The sequence below is a fragment of the Coprobacillus sp. genome, assembly GCF_984815275.1.
On record NZ_CFJNYH010000051.1, the window covers coordinates 1 to 17715 of the forward strand.

At 30.9% G+C, this 17715-nt stretch carries 15 protein-coding genes; 11 read left to right on the top strand and 4 right to left on the bottom strand.

Annotated elements, in window-relative coordinates; genetic code table 11:
• From AC5M21_RS14190 to AC5M21_RS14240, 11 genes are all read left to right on the top strand, one after another.
• Positions 1-1969: hypothetical protein (locus tag AC5M21_RS14190; RefSeq protein WP_493531515.1), on the top strand; the 1969-nt coding region annotated here is incomplete at its 5' end.
• A gap of 198 nt (positions 1970-2167) precedes the next feature.
• The gene (locus AC5M21_RS14195) at positions 2168-3601 is read left to right on the top strand and encodes a 6-phospho-beta-glucosidase (protein WP_008787609.1); all 1434 of its coding nucleotides are present in this window, start codon (positions 2168-2170) and stop codon (positions 3599-3601) included.
• A gap of 338 nt (positions 3602-3939) precedes the next feature.
• On the top strand, positions 3940-6012 hold the full coding sequence (locus AC5M21_RS14200) for a BglG family transcription antiterminator (protein ID WP_008787633.1): 2073 nt from the start codon (positions 3940-3942) through the stop codon (positions 6010-6012).
• Positions 6013-6183: 171 nt separating this feature from the next.
• Entirely contained in the window at positions 6184-6651 is a 468-nt protein-coding gene (locus AC5M21_RS14205) for a PTS sugar transporter subunit IIA (RefSeq protein ID WP_008787634.1), read from the top strand.
• Positions 6648-6923, top strand: coding sequence for a PTS galactitol transporter subunit IIB (gene gatB, locus AC5M21_RS14210; RefSeq protein WP_008787635.1), 276 nt, complete (start codon positions 6648-6650; stop codon positions 6921-6923). The genes AC5M21_RS14205 and gatB overlap by 4 nt, the downstream gene beginning before the upstream one ends.
• A 22-nt stretch (positions 6924-6945) precedes the next feature.
• Complete coding sequence (locus AC5M21_RS14215; protein ID WP_008787636.1) at positions 6946-8301, top strand: PTS galactitol transporter subunit IIC; 1356 nt, start codon at positions 6946-6948, stop codon at positions 8299-8301.
• Between the two features lie 12 nt (positions 8302-8313).
• Positions 8314-9363 carry a galactitol-1-phosphate 5-dehydrogenase gene (locus tag AC5M21_RS14220; RefSeq protein ID WP_008787637.1) on the top strand — a complete coding sequence of 350 codons (1050 nt, stop codon included), beginning with the start codon at positions 8314-8316 and terminating at the stop codon, positions 9361-9363.
• A 9-nt stretch (positions 9364-9372) separates the two neighbouring features.
• A complete protein-coding gene (gene pfkB, locus AC5M21_RS14225) occupies positions 9373-10326 on the top strand; it encodes a 1-phosphofructokinase (protein WP_008787638.1) in 954 nt (317 codons plus the stop codon).
• A complete protein-coding gene (gene fba, locus AC5M21_RS14230; protein WP_008787639.1) occupies positions 10317-11171 on the top strand; it encodes a class II fructose-1,6-bisphosphate aldolase in 855 nt (284 codons plus the stop codon). Before pfkB ends, fba begins: the two co-directional genes overlap by 10 nt.
• A gap of 8 nt (positions 11172-11179) precedes the next feature.
• A complete protein-coding gene (locus AC5M21_RS14235) occupies positions 11180-12061 on the top strand; it encodes an aldose 1-epimerase family protein (protein ID WP_008787640.1) in 882 nt (293 codons plus the stop codon).
• A 56-nt stretch (positions 12062-12117) separates the two neighbouring features.
• On the top strand, positions 12118-14016 hold the full coding sequence (locus tag AC5M21_RS14240) for a fructose-bisphosphatase class III (RefSeq protein ID WP_008787641.1): 1899 nt from the start codon (positions 12118-12120) through the stop codon (positions 14014-14016).
• A gap of 57 nt (positions 14017-14073) precedes the next feature.
• Here the strand turns inward: AC5M21_RS14240 and AC5M21_RS14245 are convergent, their stop codons facing one another.
• The 4 genes from AC5M21_RS14245 to AC5M21_RS14260 form a co-directional block, all read right to left on the bottom strand.
• Positions 14074-15105 carry a Gfo/Idh/MocA family oxidoreductase gene (locus AC5M21_RS14245; RefSeq protein ID WP_017143881.1) on the bottom strand — a complete coding sequence of 344 codons (1032 nt, stop codon included), beginning with the start codon at positions 15103-15105 and terminating at the stop codon, positions 14074-14076.
• Positions 15095-16075, bottom strand: a complete 981-nt coding sequence (locus AC5M21_RS14250; RefSeq protein ID WP_008787643.1) for a Gfo/Idh/MocA family protein — start codon at positions 16073-16075, stop codon at positions 15095-15097. The genes AC5M21_RS14245 and AC5M21_RS14250 overlap by 11 nt, the downstream gene beginning before the upstream one ends.
• Positions 16072-16512, bottom strand: a complete 441-nt coding sequence (locus AC5M21_RS14255) for a heme-binding protein (RefSeq protein ID WP_008787644.1) — start codon at positions 16510-16512, stop codon at positions 16072-16074. Before AC5M21_RS14255 ends, AC5M21_RS14250 begins: the two co-directional genes overlap by 4 nt.
• 164 nt (positions 16513-16676) lie before the next feature.
• Positions 16677-17624, bottom strand: a complete 948-nt coding sequence (locus tag AC5M21_RS14260; protein WP_008787645.1) for an Rpn family recombination-promoting nuclease/putative transposase — start codon at positions 17622-17624, stop codon at positions 16677-16679.
• Positions 17625-17715 lie beyond the last annotated feature (91 nt).

Below are 17715 nucleotides of genomic sequence, written 5' to 3' on the forward strand. Positions count from 1 at the left end.
GATTTTAAAAGAATTTCAGAAACTATATGATTATCCATTATATATTCAAAATATTCAAGACAAAGCAAAGACGCTTTCGAGTATTTCTATATTTCAAAAAGATGGAAGTTTTGAACAAAAAAATAACCAAAAAACCGCTCAGGATTATTTAGCACGCATAGATACACCTCTTATATATGAGAGTGAGAAAGGTGTGACATCTGCTTTGTCTTTTCCTGTGACGAGTTTTCTCATCATGTTATCAATGATGGTATTGGTCTCATCTATGATTTTAGAAGAAAAGGAAAAAAAGCTGTTTGCTATTATCAAAATAACATCTCAAGGTCAGTATCCAACCATGCTTGCAAAATGTTTTGTGATGATTATAATGGTTGGAGTTATTACAACAATGATGATGGTTGGACAGTTAGTTTATTCATCAGTCATTTATGGATTAGGTGATTTATCAAGAAGTGTACAATCTCTTTCTCAGTATTCTCAATGTCCTTTTTCTTTGAGTGTTCAACAGTTTATAGGTTTATTTATTTTAATGAAATGTTTAGCAGCAAGTTTTATTGGGTTGATTATGTTGTTGATTGCTATCTTATCTAAGAACAAATTATTTGCTATAATAATCAGTCTAGTTATAATTATTATTGAATATCTTTTATATCTTTTTATTCCTTCTTTAAATTCTTTATACTTATTCAAATATTTTAATTTAATTTCTGTTTTACAAACTGACTCCTTCTTTCAGGTTTATCGAAATGTATCATGCTTTAAAAATCTGATATCATTGCAAATGTTAATATTGATAGGATTGTTAAGTTTATTCATTATATTTATAATTATAGATACATTTGTTTATCATTATAAGAGAAATATGAATATAGAACTTGTTGAATTGCCACAATTTAAAAACTTTCAATCACAATCATTATCACTTATAAAACAAGAAAGTTATAAAATATTTTTTATACAAAAAGTTTTTTTATTGTGCATATTATGTATTTTGATCCAATGTTATCAATATCAGCATATCTCAATTTATATGGATAATGACGAAAAAATATATCAGCAATATATGAAAAGACTAGAAGGACCATTAACAAATGAAAAAGAACAATGGATACTTCAAGAACAAAAGCATTATCAAGATTTGAATCAACAGTTAGCGACGATTTCCAAAAAGAGAGAGCAAGGGTCTTTAACTCAAACGCAAGCTAATGCTATGCAAGAGCAAATTAATGAACAATTACGAGGTGAACAAGTTTTCCAAAGAGTTTTTGAGCAATATGAAGATATTCAAAACAATCCACAAAAACAGTTTGTTTATCCTGTTGCTTATCAAAAATATTTTATAGATATAAATTGGCTCTTTATGCCAACTCTATTGTTATGTATCTTTACAATTATAGGATTATCTCAAGTCATAACATATGAATATCAAAATCAAATGCATAAGATTACTCAAACATCTTATAGGGGTAATCATTATATTCTTAATATTAAGTTATCTTTATCAATTGGTATTGGGATATTGTTTTTAATAATTGTTCTTACACCTCCCTTTGTTTTATTGCAACAAACCTATGGTTTTTCTTCTTTACTTGCACCGGCTATGTCAATTCAGAACTTTTTATTATTTCCTTCATGGGTAAGTATTGGAATGATATGTATGATGAGTCTAATATTAAAGGTGTATGTGGTGTTCATTATAATTATAGGAATATTTGCTATAGGAATTAAAGTCAGAAATCATTTATTAACTTTATTTATGAGTATATGTCTTTTCTTATTACCGCTTTTATTTGCTTATGGAGGTTATCATTTTATAGATTTTATCAGTTTATATCCTCTGTTGTTTCATGGACAATTTGTATCTAACATAGAAGGTCTATTACAGATATTATTTTCTTTTATTGGCTATGGAATTCTTGCTGTTGTAAGTTTGAAATATATTTATACTCATTATAAATCAATTCATTGATGAGATAGATAAATACAATTTATCTATCTTTTCTTGTTATATGGTAGGTGTAATGAGCAATAATTGAATGTAAAATTGATTTTATAGTTAGGTATTTTTAATTTGTTATAAAAATAAATACAGAAGAAAAATAAGGAATTGATTTTAATCAAAAATAAAATTGTGTATAATAAGAGTATAAAGTGAAGGAGGAGTTATATGTCATTAAGTAAAGACTTTTTATGGGGTGGAGCCTTAGCCGCTCATCAATTTGAAGGTGGAGTTCTCAATACTTCTAAAGGATATAGTGTAGCTGATGTAATGACTGCTGGAGCACATGGTGTACCACGTGTGATTACAGATGGTGTGATAGAAGGAAACTATTATCCAAATCATATTGGAATTGATTTTTATGGACATTATAAAGAAGATATCGCAATGTTTGCAGATATGGGATTTAAATGTTTTAGAACATCAATTGCATGGACACGTATTTTCCCTAATGGTGATGAAAGTGAGCCTAATGAAGAAGGGTTAAAGTTCTATGATGATGTTTTTGATGAATTATTGAAATATGGAATTGAACCAGTGATTACATTATCGCATTTTGAAATGCCTTATCATCTTGCTAAAGAATATGGTGGTTTCATGAATAGAAAGACAATTGATTTCTTTGTAAAGTTTGCAAAAGTTTGTTTTACAAGGTATAAAGATAAAGTTAAATATTGGATGACTTTTAATGAAATCAATAATCAAATGAATTTTAAAAATGATATTTTTGGTTGGACAAATAGTGGTGCTCATTTTGGAGATTATGATAATCCAGAAGAGGCTATGTATATCTGTGGTCATCATACTTTACTTGCGAGTGCACTGGCTGTAAAAGCTGGTAAAGAAATCAATCCGGATTTTTTCATTGGAAATATGATAGCAATGGTACCAATTTATCCATATAGCTGTAGACCAGCAGATATGGTTTTATCTAATCAAATGATGCATGATCGTTGGTTCTTCTGTGATGTTCAATGTCGAGGACACTACCCTGCATATGCTTTAAAAATGTTTGAAAGAAAAGGATTCCATATTGATATTACAGAAGAAGATAAGAAAATCTTATCAGAAGGGACTGTAGACTACATAGGGTTTTCTTATTATATGACAAATACAGTTGATTCAACTGCTCATAAGGATGTATCTAAGGCAACAGATGGTTCTAGTGAACATTCTGTAAAAAATCCATTTATTAAAGAGTCTGACTGGGGATGGGCGATTGATCCAGAAGGGTTGAGATATGCATTAAATATTTTCTATGAAAGATATGAAAAACCATTATTTATTGTAGAGAATGGATTTGGTGCTATTGATCAAAAAGAAGCAGATGGAACATGTCATGACCCATATCGTATTGATTATTTAAGAGAACACATAAAAGAAATGAAAAAAGCTGTTGAAGAAGATGGAGTAGACCTTATGGGTTATACACCATGGGGATGTATTGACTGTATTTCATTTACAACAGGAGAAATGAAGAAACGTTATGGTTTTATCTATGTGGATAGAGATAACGAAGGTCATGGAACATTAGCAAGAAGCAAGAAAGATTCATATGAATGGTATAAGAAAGTGATTGCTTCTAATGGTGAAGATTTATAATATAAATGATTAAGAATAATTTCTTGCATGATAAGTGCAAAGAGTTATTCTTTTTATTATGCAACTGATATGTTATATATAAATAAGAGCTGTATATTTGAGGAGAAAAGAATATTGTCTTAATATTTGTTTTTATACATATTGAAAAGTTTTTAAAAATAATAAAAGAATAAAGATATTTTAATAAAATATAATCAAGAGGTAGTTAATGAGAATTAAATATCTTTTATAGAAAAAATGCAAATCATATTGTGAAAAACAATCGAAATGTAATAGAGGCTCTTAGTGAAAATAGTTTATTTTATTGATATAATAAAAAAGAATTGAGGGTGATATGAATGAATCAAAGAATAATATCTATTATAAAAGATTTATGTGAGATACAAAAAAATATAACTATTGATGATTTATCCCAAAAATACAATGTTTCTCAAAGAACAATTCGAAATGATTTAATATCTATTAATAATATACTAAGAGATAATGAATTGGATGAAATGGAATTAATTGCTGGTGGACAAATTCAAAGAAAAGATAATTTTACGAATATTAACTATTTTTTAACTGAGCAAGATCTTTATTCTTATAAACTTTCTAAAGAAGAAAGAATTGCAGTAGCATCTGTATTATTAATGAATAGTTCAAAGTATATTACTCTATCAACAATTGCAGATCATTTGTTTGTGAGTCGAGCAACGATTATAAATGATCTTGATGAAATAAAAAAATATATTCATTCTTTCGGATTGGGAGTGACATCGCATCCAAATAAAGGTTTAAGGGTTGAAGGAAAAGAAAGTGATAAAAGACTTTTTTTAATGCGTTTGGCAAATTCTAAAAAAGAGAATACAATGGTTTCACGTCATATTAGTATACAGGCTGGAAATAGAATAACAATTCAAAAGGTTTTAAGTGAGCAAGAACATCTACATAAAAGTTATTTGACAGATGAATCATTTCAAAAGATTATTCTTTATTTAGGAATTATGATTAATCGTCATTTGATGGGTGAATATCTTGAAGATCGTGAAATGAAAAATAATGATTATTATGTTATGGCTCAAGATATTTTAAGATATGTTTCACAGTATTGTCATATCAATACAACAGAAAATGAAATCCAGTTTTTAAGTGAATTATTGGTAGATTCACAATATATGAAGCAAATGACAAAAGAGAATAAAATTATTAAAATACAGTTAATTACAAGACAGTTTATTGAACATATTTCTTATGACCTTGGTATTAATCTCAATGATGATTATGATTTTTTTGAAAACTTATCTAATCATTTAGAATCAGTATTAAAACCAACGCCTCCTGATTATCCTGAAAGTTCAATTATTGATGAAGTTTTAGAGGAAAATCAAGATGTTGTAGAAGCAGTTAACCAGAATTTGTCTATTATTAAGCAATATGTGAGTAGAGAAATTCATAAAATAGAAATTGGGTATATTGCTGTGCATATTTGTGCAGCATTAGAGAGAAAAAAGAATAAAGAAGTTGCATTCCATGTAATTGTTGCTTGTCATGCAGGAATTGGAACATCACAATTACTTATAGAAAAATTAAGAAAGCATTTTAATTTTCAGATTATTGATGTCATTTCAGCTCATGAAGCAGAAAACGTTGATCCAAAAAAAGTAGATGTTATTATTTCTACTGTTCCTCTTCCTCATTGTCAAGTGGATTATATAACAGTTTCTCCATTATTAAATGATGAAGATTATATTCGTGTTGGAAATAAGATTGATGCACTACGTAATAGTCGTCATTTACCATCTCGTATTGGTGAAACAGAGTTATCAGCTAAAGGATTGCTTGATCAACTAAGTCCGCTAATTTATGAAATTGCACCAGTTCATCATGATGAATTGATGAAAGCTGTGAGAAAGGTTGTTCGAGATTACTTTCATCAATCTGTTGAAGCAGATGCTGAAATATTTTCACCTTATTTGCATCATTTATTACCTTCGACACATATTCAACTTGATGTTGAATGTGTGACTTGGCAAGAAGCGGTACGATTATCTGCTTTGCCATTATTAGAATATGGTTATATTGAGGAACGTTATATTAATGCGATGATTCATAATATTGAAGAAAATGGGCCTTACATTGTTTTATCAGATGGTTTTGCAGTTCCACATGAGGGATTGGAACAAGGAAGTGTTAAAGTAGGAATGAATTTAATACGTTTAAAGCATCCTGTACATTTTGGAGCAGATGATTTTGATCCAGTTGAATTTGTTTGTTGTTTAAGTGCTGTTGATCATAAAATGCATCTTAAGGCTTTCTTTAACCTTGTAAATATGTTAAGAAATGAAGAGTTTAAAGAAGCACTGAAAACATGTAAAAATGTACATGAAGCTGCATATATTAGTGAAAAATATGAATATTCATTAATTTGATCAAGATGGTTGAAATGATTTCACAAAGTTGTGAAGTGATTTCAACCGTTTTATTTTCTTGCAAAATATTTGCAATATCTTTGACTGTTTTTATATATAGTCTAATGGTACGATATGTATGTAAAGAAAAACACTGGTGAAAATCTTTAAGAATTGGAAGGAGAAAAAGATGTGATTTGGGAAGAACTTGATAAAGCAATTATCTTTGATGAGGTGGATGCTACGGACTGGAAAGATGTTATGATGAAAGTAGGAGGTACTCTTGTTCAAGAAAACTATGCGAAAAAAAGTTATATTGATGCATTAATTACAAGAGAAACAGAATTTCCAACTGGCTTAGATGTGAATGGAATTGGAGTAGCTATTCCGCATACAGATGTCACACATGTCCAAAAACCGGGAATTGCTATTGCAGTATTAAAAAATCCAGTTGATTTTATTCAGATGGGTTCTGATGATGACATTGTGAAAGTACAGCTTATCTTTATGTTAGCTGTTGTTGATCCAAGCGCACATTTAGAAAAGTTACAAAGAATCTTAGCAATTATTCAGGATACAGATGTTTTAATGAAATTATTAAATGTTCATGAAAAACAAGAGATTATTGAAATTATTAAAAAGAAGGAGAAAGAACTATGAAAAAAAAGATTATTGTTGCTTGTGGAGGTGCAGTTGCAACTTCAACAATTGCTGCAAATAAAGTTGTTGAATTATGTAAAGAAAATGGTATAGATGTAGAAATTTGTCAAATTAGAATTTCAGAAATTCCTTCTAATTTACCAGCAGATTTAATTATCACAACATCAAAAGTGAGAAAAGATTATGGAGTTCCATTGATTACAGGAATGCCATTTATCTCAGGAGTCAATGTTGAAAAAACTGAGCAAGCTATTTTAGATGTGCTCAAATAATAGAGAAGAGAGGAAATGAGACATGTTAGGAATATTTGGTGATGCCATTAACTACATCATTGATATGGGAGCATCAGTGATGTTACCAATTGTGATTGCAGTTATTAGTATATGTTTAGGTATTAAGATTGGGAAGGCTATTCGAGCTGGACTTATGATTGGAGTTGGATTTGTTGGTTTGAGTTTAATTGTTGATATGATGAATGCACAGTTAGGACCTGCAGCACAAGCTATGTCACAAAGGTTTGGTTTAACATTAAGCGTTGTTGATATTGGATGGCCTGGGGCCTCTCCAATAACATGGGCTTCTAATATAGCAACAGTTGCGATACCTATTGCAATATTGGTAAATGTTATTATGCTATTATTAAAGTGGACAAAGACAGTGAATATTGATATATGGAATATTTGGCATATGACTTTTACTGGAGCTATTGCATATGCAGTGACTGGACAATTTTGGATTGGAATTGTAGGTGTAATTGTTCATGCTATGATAGCCTATAAACTTGGTGATTTATGGGCACCACTTATGCAAGATTACTTTGAACTAGATGGCTTAACAGTACCACATGGCACAGCGGCTTATATGGGACCAATTGCTTGTGTCATTGATGCAATTATTGAAAAAATTCCAGGTCTAAGAGATATTGATTTAACAGCTGATACTTTACAGGATAAAGTTGGTGTTTTTGCAGAACCAATTGTTATTGGAGGCATTTTAGGAGCAGGGATTGGTTTTTTAGCCGGTTATGATGTACAAACAGCTTTACCATTAGGAATAAAAATGTCAGCAGTTATGGTATTAATGCCTAAAATTGTGAAATGTATTATGGATGGTCTATTGCCATTAACAGAACGTGCTAAAGTTTTATTAACAAAACATTTTGGAAATTCAGAGTTCTTTATTGGTATGGATCCAGCAGTTTTGTTGGGAGATCCTCAAGTTGTGACAGTAGGATTATTATTTATTCCTTTAACATTACTTATTGCAGTTTTGGTGCCAGGAAATAGAGTTTTACCATTTGGAGATTTAGCAACAATTGGATTTTTTATAGCAATTGCTGTAGCTGTTCATAAAGGTAATTTGTTTAGATCATTAATATCTGGAACTGCTATTATGACTATGACAATTTGGATTGCTAATCAAACGATTCCTTGGTTAACAGCATTGGCAACATCAACAGGATCAACAAGTACTGGAAATTTAGTTGCTGCATTAGATCAAGGAGGAAGTCCAATTACTTATATTTTTACTCAAACATTTACATTGCAAAATGTGACAGGATTGATTGTCATTGCAGTCATTTATGTAATTTGCTGGTTATTTACAATTCGTTGTTCAAAGAAAAGAGCAAAAGAATTAGAAAATCAATAGGAGGGTTATCAAATGAAAGCAGGAGTAGTACATGCTAAAGAAGATATACGTTATGAAGAGGTCATAACACCTGAGCCTAAAGCGGGGGAAGTTTTAATTCAAGTGAAATATACAGGTATATGTGGTTCTGATATTCCACGTGTGAATGAGGGTGCTTGTCATAATTTTCCAATTGTATTAGGACATGAATTTTCAGGAACAATTGCAAAAGTTGGTGAAAACGTTACATCTTTAAAAGTTGGTGATAGAGTTGCAGGCGTTCCTCTTGTTCCATGCATGGAATGTGAAGATTGCCAAAAGGGTAACTATTCACTTTGCAAGCACTATAGTTTTATTGGTTCAAGACAAAATGGAAGTTTTGCTCAATATGTTGTTGCTCCAGAGAAAAATGCTGTGAAGTTTGAAGATGAAGTGACTTTTGAACAGGGGGCTTTCTTTGAGCCAGCAACAGTTGCCTTACATGGATTACAGAGAGTTAATTATAAAGGTGGAAAAAAAGTTGCAATTCTGGGAGGTGGAACGATTGGCATGTTTGTCATGCAATGGGCAAAAATATTTGGAGCAGAAGAAGTTATTGTATTTGATATATCAGATGAACGTTTGCAATTAGGAGAACGCTTGGGGGCTACGGGATCTATTAACACATTACACGATGATTTTATGGAACATGCCATAGAGCTTACAAATGGTCATGGATATGATTATGTCTTTGAAACTGCTGGGAATACAATAACAATGAAAATGGCTTTTGAATTAGCAGCAAATAAAGCAGAAGTTTGTTTTGTTGGAACACCAACAAAAGAACTGTCTTTCACAGTAAAAGAATGGGAAAATATGAATCGTAAGGAATTTATTTTAACAGGATCATGGATGTCTTATAGTGCACCATTTCCTGGAGAGGAATGGAAAGCAGTTGCCCATTATTTTAAAACAGGCGATTTAAAATTTGATGATTCATTTATTTATGAAAAATTACCTTTGAGTGAAATTGCTCAAGCTTTTGAGAAGTTCAAAACCCCAGGAACTGTCAAAGGAAAAATTTTAATTGATAGTGAAAAATAGGAGAAGGTTATGATTACTACAGTAACACTTAATGCATCCATTGATAAGGCTTATTATATGGATGAAGCCATATGTAATGGTGAAGTGATGAGAGTTTCTCGTTGTCGAAATTCAGCAGGGGGTAAAGGTTTGAATGTCGCTCGAGTGATAAAATTATGTCATGAAGATGTTTTGGCTACAGGACTTGTTGGTGGATATAATGGTCAATATCTAGAGTCATTATTATCGACCGATGGAATTGCTTATCAGTTTGGACATGTATCTGGAGAGACAAGAAGTTGTATTAATATTCTTGATCCCCAGTATGGCTCAACTGAATATCTAGAACCAGGATGTGTGATTACACCTGAAGAGGAGAAGTGTTTTATAGAGTTGTTTCAGGATATTATCAAGAAAAGTGATATCGTGACAATTTCTGGAAGCGTGCCAAAGGGATTGCCATGCAATATTTATCAAAGATTAATTCAAATGATAAAAAATGAACATAAAAAAGTGATTCTTGATAGTAGTGGAGAGTCTTTAAAAGAAGGGTTATTAGCAAAACCAACTATGGTTAAGCCTAATAAAAATGAGATGGAAAATTTGTTTGGTATTGAAATTAATACAGTTGAAGAAGTCATTCAATATGCACAAGAAATTGCTAAAATGGGTATTCAATATGTTGTTGTTTCTTTGGGGGCAGACGGAGCAGTACTTGTAATGAAAGATCAGGTTTTGCGTGCGCGTCCACCTGTTATTAAACCAGTGAACACAGTGGGGTGTGGTGATTCTATGGTTGCAGCCTTTGCAGTTGCTTTGCAAAGAAAATACACACCAAAAGAAGCACTTGCATTTGCTATTGCTATTGCAACAGCAAATGCACTTTCACCAGAGACAGGTAGTTTTGAAGAAACACAATGTCTAGAAATATTACAGCAAGTCAAAGTAAAAGAATGTGAAAAGGGGGAATATGTATGTCATTAGTTACAACAAAACAATTATTATTAGATGCACAAAAGGGTGGTTATGCAATTGGTGCTTTTAATGTAGAAAATATGGAAATGGTTCAAGCTGTTGTTGCAGCTGCTGAAGAACTTCAATCTCCTGTTATTTTACAGACAACACCATCAACTGTTAAGTATGCAGATTTGGCTTATTTCTATGCCAATGTAAAAACAGCTGCTGAAAAAGCGAGTGTTCCTATTGTTATGCATTTAGATCATGGAAATAGTTTTGAATTAGCTATGCAAGCATTAAGAACAGGATATACATCAATTATGATTGATGGTTCACATGAATCATTTGAAGATAATATCAAAGTTAGTAAAGCAGTAGTAGATGCTTGTCATCCATCTGGAGTTTGTGTTGAAGCAGAGTTAGGAAAAGTTGGGGGTAAAGAAGATGATTTAGATGGTGGTGACGATAATCCTTACACTGATCCACGAGAAGCAATTGAATTTGTTGAAAAGACAGGAGTTGACTCTTTAGCAGTTGCTATAGGAACTGCACATGGGGTTTACAAAGGGACACCTAAAGTTGATGTAGAAAGATTAAGTGAGATTCAAAAAGTTGTGTCTATTCCACTTGTTTTACATGGAACATCAGGGGTTCCTGATGAAGTTGTCAAAGAGTGTATTCGTCGTGGCATATGTAAAGTCAATTATGCCACTGATCTAAGAATTGCATTTTCTAAAGGTGTAAATGAAGTTTTACATGATGCACCAGATACAATTGATCCTAAAAAATATAATTCTAAGGGTCGTGATGAAGTCAAAAAATATGTTATGGATAAGATTAAAGTTTGTGGTAGTGCTGGAAAGGCCTTCTAGGTGATATTATGGAATATTATTTAGAAAATGAATTTCTCTCATTAACTTTTAATTCAGTAGGTGGAACACTTTCATCTATTAAAAGTCCTTTAGGAATTGAATATTTATGGCAAGGAAATCCAGAGTATTGGAGTGGACAAGCACCGGTCCTCTTTCCTATTTGTGGTAGTTTAAGAAATGATGAAGCTATCACCAAAGATGGTAAGGAATTACACATTCCACGACATGGTTTGGTGAGAAAACGAGATTTTCACTATGAGGGCCAAGAATGGAATCGTATTGTATTTTCTATTATGACAGATGATGAATTATTTAAAGCCTTCCCCTATAAATTTAGACTATTGATTGAATATAAATTGATGGGGAAATTGATTCAAGTGAGTTATATTATTGAAAATTTTGGTGATGATGATATGCCATTCTTTATTGGCGGTCATCCTGGTTTTAATTGTCCTTTACAAGAAAATGAGAATTATACTGATTATTATATTGAATTTGAAAAAGAAGAGAATTGTTCTATACCTTTACCAATAACAGAAACAGGACTTATAGATATTCAGCAGCGAACTCCCTTATTACATCATGAAAAAGTTCTTCCCTTAGTACATTCTCTCTTTGAAAAAGATGCGATTATATTTGATGAACTTCAATCTCGTCAAGTCACTCTAGCATCACATAAATCATCTCATAAAGTGACAATTCAATTCAAAGATTTCCCTTATTTTATCCTTTGGTCTTCTCAAAATCATGGTTCTTTCATTGCACTGGAACCATGGCTGGGATTATCAACATGTTTAAATGAAAGTGATATCTTTGAAGAAAAGAAAAATGTTCAAATTGTTCAATCGTTACGTACAAACATATACTCATATTCAATTCAAATTGATTAAATAATAAAGGAAGATGTTACGTCTTCCTTTATTATTTAAAAGAAAGGGGTGAAGATATGTATATAAATGATAAAAAATTAAAGAATGTTGAGTTCGATGCAAAAGATTTAGAATACTATGAACTCTTATCTAAACAGTTTCCAACAATCAAAGATGTATGTCGTGAAATTATTAATTTACAGTCTATTTTAAACTTACCTAAAGGAACTGAACATTTCATGTCTGACTTGCATGGAGAATATGAGGCATTTCATCATATTATCAATAATTGCTCAGGAGTAATTAAAGAAAAGATTAAAGATTATTTTAGCAGTGAATTGTCAAAAGATGAAATGGAAGAATTAGCAACTCTCATTTATTACCCAAATGAAAAGATGGAAAAAGTTGAAAAAGATGGCAAATTGGATCAAAGTTGGTATCATCAAAATATTTGTTATTTAATTATCTTAATCAAGAAACTATCTTTAAAATATACGCGTTCTAAAGTAAGAAAGGCAATTCCTGAAGGCTGGAATTATATTATAGAGGAATTGATTAATGAAAGAGATCATGATAGCCATTATCAAAAAGAATATCAACATCACATTATAGAGAGTATTATAACGGTTGACATGGCTCATGATTTTATAATAATGATGACTCAATTAATTAAAAGATTGGCAGTTGATAAACTGCATATTGTTGGAGATATTTTTGATCGAGGGTCAAGACCAGATAAAATTATTGAACTTTTGATAAAACATCATAATGTAGATATTCAATGGGGAAATCATGATATTTTATGGATGGGAGCAGCTTGTGGAAATGAAGCATGTATAACAAGAGTGATAAGAAACTGTCTTGTTTATCATAATGAAGAAATTCTAGAGAACATTTATGCCATTTCCTTACGATCTTTAGAACGATATGCAAAACGCAGATATCCAAAATTAAAGCGTCTTCAGGCAATGATGCAGTGGATATCAATTATGGTTTTAAAAACCGAAGCAGCTCTTATACTAAAACATCCAGAATATCAGATGAATGAACAGTTGAAGCTTCATCTTGTTAAAAATAATCAAATACAATTAGGAACAAAGAATTACATTTTAGAAGATATTTTTGAAGAAGACTGTCGCTATGAATTAAATGAATATGAAAATACAATTATTCAAAAACTAAAAAAAGAATTTATGAGTAGCGAAAAACTTCAACAGCATGTTTCGTTTCTTTATCAGAAAGGAAGTATGTATTTGTGTAGTAATAATACTTTGTTATTTCATGGGTGTGTACCTTTAAACGAACAAGGATATCTCAAAGAAATCAAAATAAATGGAACAATTTATAAAGGAAAAAGTTTTTTTGATTATTGTGATCAACAAGCAAGAAATGCATATTTTCATGAAGATAGTGAAGCTATAGATTTTATGTTTTATTTATGGAGTAGTATAGATTCACCATTATCTGGAAGACAACTCAAAACATTTGAAAGATTTTTTATCAAGGATCAGTCAATGTGGTTGGAAAAAAGAAATCCCTATTATCAATTCTATAATAGGGAAGAATGTTGTTTATCTATTTTAGAGGAATTTCATATGAATATAAAATTATCTCATATTATTAATGGACACACTCCTGTTAAATGTCATGAAACACCTTTAAGAGCAAATGGAAAAGTCATTATTATAGATGGAGGATTTTGTAAAGCATATCAAAAAGAAACAGGCATTGCAGGATATACTCTTATTTCTAATTCTCATGGTTTACGTTTAAAATCCCATACTCCATTTAAGGGAATGGATAGAGTTTTAAATATCAATAGTGATATTCATTCACAATCTCATGATATTGAAACATATATTCATAGAATATTAGTGAAAGATAGTGATATTGGAATAGATTTAATTCAGCGAATCAATCAATTAAAGTTATTATTATATGCCTATAAAATGGGAATTATTAAGTGTGTGCAATAATTATATCTATCAATATAGCCAGAAGTCAAATCGACCTCTGGCTATATTGATAACATTTTATTTTAAACCTACGATGCCTTTTTCTAATATTTCAATTTGTAAGAGTGTTTGTTCAGGTGTGACAAGTGGTTTTGCATTATTTATAATTGTTTCATACAAGTCATCATAATAACGACCATAATCTCCATTTACTGAGATGACTTTCTCCTCATGATAAATGTTGTTTTCATCATAGTAAGTTAAAGTTCCATACTCATGGGGTAAATCTACACCAAAATCATTGTGATGAGGCATATAGAACAACTTTAAATGTTCTTCTTGTTTATCTTTTTTCTCTTTAATAAACATACCTTTCTTACCATAAATAACAAAACTTGGTCTTTCCTTAATGCGATAGTAACTAGACTTTACAGAAACTTTCAAAGTTCCATAGTATAAATCCAAATCAAAGTAATCATTCATTCTGCCAATACCAAGTAATTGACGGACATCATAATGAATATGGTCTGGTTTACCAAAATAAGAAATCACTTGATCAAGGGTATGGCAGCCGTGTCCATAAAGATAGGAATTAATAGCGCTGAATTCATAAACAGATTCTGGAATGTGTGGTCGATAGTAATCAAAATGCATCTCTAATTCTAATAAATCACCTAATTTACCAGATTCAATCACTTTTTGGACAGTTAGAAAATCACTATCGAACCTACGGTTTTGATAACATTCTACAGTCAGATTTTTTTGTTTAGCGAGTTCAAAGATTTCCTGTGCCTGCTGATAGGTATCAGCAAAAGGCTTTTCAACAACGCAATGATTGCCAGCATGAAGGACCATTTTTGCATAATCATAATGAAAAGCTGATGGAGTAGAAATAACAATAACTTGAATATCTTTATCATTTAATAATTCATCAAGATTTTCAGTATAGAAAACACCAGGAATCTCATCCCAGATATCACGTGAATGATCAAGAGTATAAATCATCTTGATTTTGATTTTATCCTGTCTTTGTAAAACGAACGGAATGTGATAGCGATTTGCACTTTTCCCATTGCCTATATATCCAACTGTCATTTGTTTATTTATCATTATCAAATACAATCCCTTCTTGTAATCTTGCTTCCTGCATAATTTCACTTACTATGAAACTAATTTCTAACATATAATTGACTTTCATTTCATCATGATAATCTATCATGTTAATAAATTGTTTGAATTCATAGAAAAGACGATGTTTGTTTTCATCTTTATTGATAATTATACTCTCATTTTGGTTATTGATATATTCAAATTTTGTGAGTTGGTTAATCGGTGTATCTATACGTAAAACACCTTGATCACCTTGCAGTGTTAACATAACTGGCGCTTTACAATCTTTAGCACCAATACTGACTGCTTTAAAATTTCCATAATCTAATGTTAATATACCACTTGTATCAATCTGTTTTTCAATGTTTGCAAGGTATTGAATTCTTTTTGGTTTACCAAATAATCCAACAATTCCATGTATGTTATAGACATTTAAGTCCATTAATGCACCACCAGCTTTATGATAATCGAAAGCAGGATGAATCTTGTTTTGTTTAAAATCATCATAACGTGATGAATATTGACTGTAATTAAAACTCACAATTTTAGGTTGACCAATTCTATGAATATTTTCTTTTAAGGTTTGGTAGGCGGGAAGGTAATGTATATTCATAGCTTCCATCATGAAAAGGTGTTTTGTTTTTGCAATCTTGATTAATTCTTTGAGTTCAAAAGTATTTGCAGTAATAGGTTTTTCAATAATCACATGTTTTCCATTTTCTAATGCTTTTTTAGCAAATGTATAATGTAAGTGATTAGGTAAAGCGACATAAATAGTATCAATATTACGTTTTAACAAATCATCATAATTTAAATCATATCCATCTAGATGATATTGTTCACAAAGCGATTTTGTTTCTTCTTCTGTTTGCTGAGTCCCTAGAATATAGATAGACTCAATTTTCAATTCATGAATGGTTGTTAATAAGTCCTTTACAATCATTCCAGTGCCAAGTATTCCTAGTTTCATAAATGATCCTCCTTTAATAATTTTCTTAAAATTTCTACAATTAATTGATGATCTTCATCATGTTTTAAGCCAGATATGCAAATAGCACCAACAACTTGTTGATTTTCAGTAATTGGAAACCCTCCTCCACCAAGAGTATAATTGTCATTATCAATCCATGTAGAATACTGATCTTGATGTAGAAAAGTATAGTATGAAGAATGACCGCTCTCGATTACTGTTCGTTCTTTTCTTTTGAGCCATATATCTTCACTTTTTCCATCCATAAGATATTGAAATATAACTAACCCTTTATAAACAATACGAACTCCTACACTTTTAAGTTGATGTGATTGAATATAATCGATTAACTCTAAACCAAATTTTAATCCAAAAGCATGTTGAAATGATTCAAATACAAGTTCATGTTCTTGTTGTAAAATATCTTTTTTATTCATTCATTTCTCCTCCTTGTACTTTCTATTTTACTTAGAAAAGAAATAAAAAAAAGAGTTCATAAGAACTCTGGGAAAAAAGTACAGCTTTTATTTTAATTGTATGAAAAATGCTGAACTTTTAATACATTTGGATATTCAATTGAGTTTGAATACAATAGACTTTTTTAACTCCAAGTTTTTAATATATCTTCTTCAGTTTTTGCATTGAGTATAGTCAGTGTCACTTGATTAAGTTCATCAGCTGTACTTGTCTCTAATTTCATGATTAATTCATCAGATAAAACTCCAAACTTGCTTTTTAATTGTGTTAATAGTAGTGAAACTTTTCCCTTAATTTCACCTTTCATTTCTCTTTCTCTGACATATTCATCAAATACAGTGCACATATTTATCTCCTCGCTTTCTTCTTTCTGGACTTTGATACTGAATTTCTTGTTACCTATAATTGTAGCTACAACAACTGCAACTTCCTTAGTTAATATCATATCTCTTAGACTCTCTATATTCTTATCCCAGCTATAAAATATCTGTACTGCTTTTACCATCATATAATTATCTGGCTGTCTTAACTTGCTGAGGTCAATATCCTTGATATCATAGATATGACCATTCCAATCATTAATCAAATCCCTATATGTATGGGGTATCTTCATTATTTCTGTGAGGGTATGCGGCTGAATCCATTTTTTATCGCCATAGTAAAGCACACAGGTTGTAACTGGTAGTGGATGAAATGACTTCCTAGCAGCATCATTGAGTATGTTCAACTGCTGATTGTATGTAATCGTATCATAAACCAATATCCGAAAGGGCATAGTATAATCAATTGTCTGTTGGTTTTCAAGGCCAATCAGTAGAGCCAAATCATTATGATTGACTCTCATCATAATATCTCTTCCCTTGTTAACGCTCATTTCTATAGCCTTATGATCAAAAACAGTAGAACTGTTAGAGTCATAGAGAGATAGATTTTCATCACACAGTACAGTATGTCCGTGAAAAAGAAGACAGTTGATAAGGTCAGCAAATCGCTCCTTTTGTTTAAAGAAGTCCTTGAGAGTTGGATCTGGTGTAGTGTTCAATAGAACATCATGATGAGTCACAGTATACATATAGACCTCCTTGATAAAATAGAAGAGGTATATTACAGATATATCATAACACAAAGATTGCTAAAAGAAAATATATATAGAAAAGAAAATC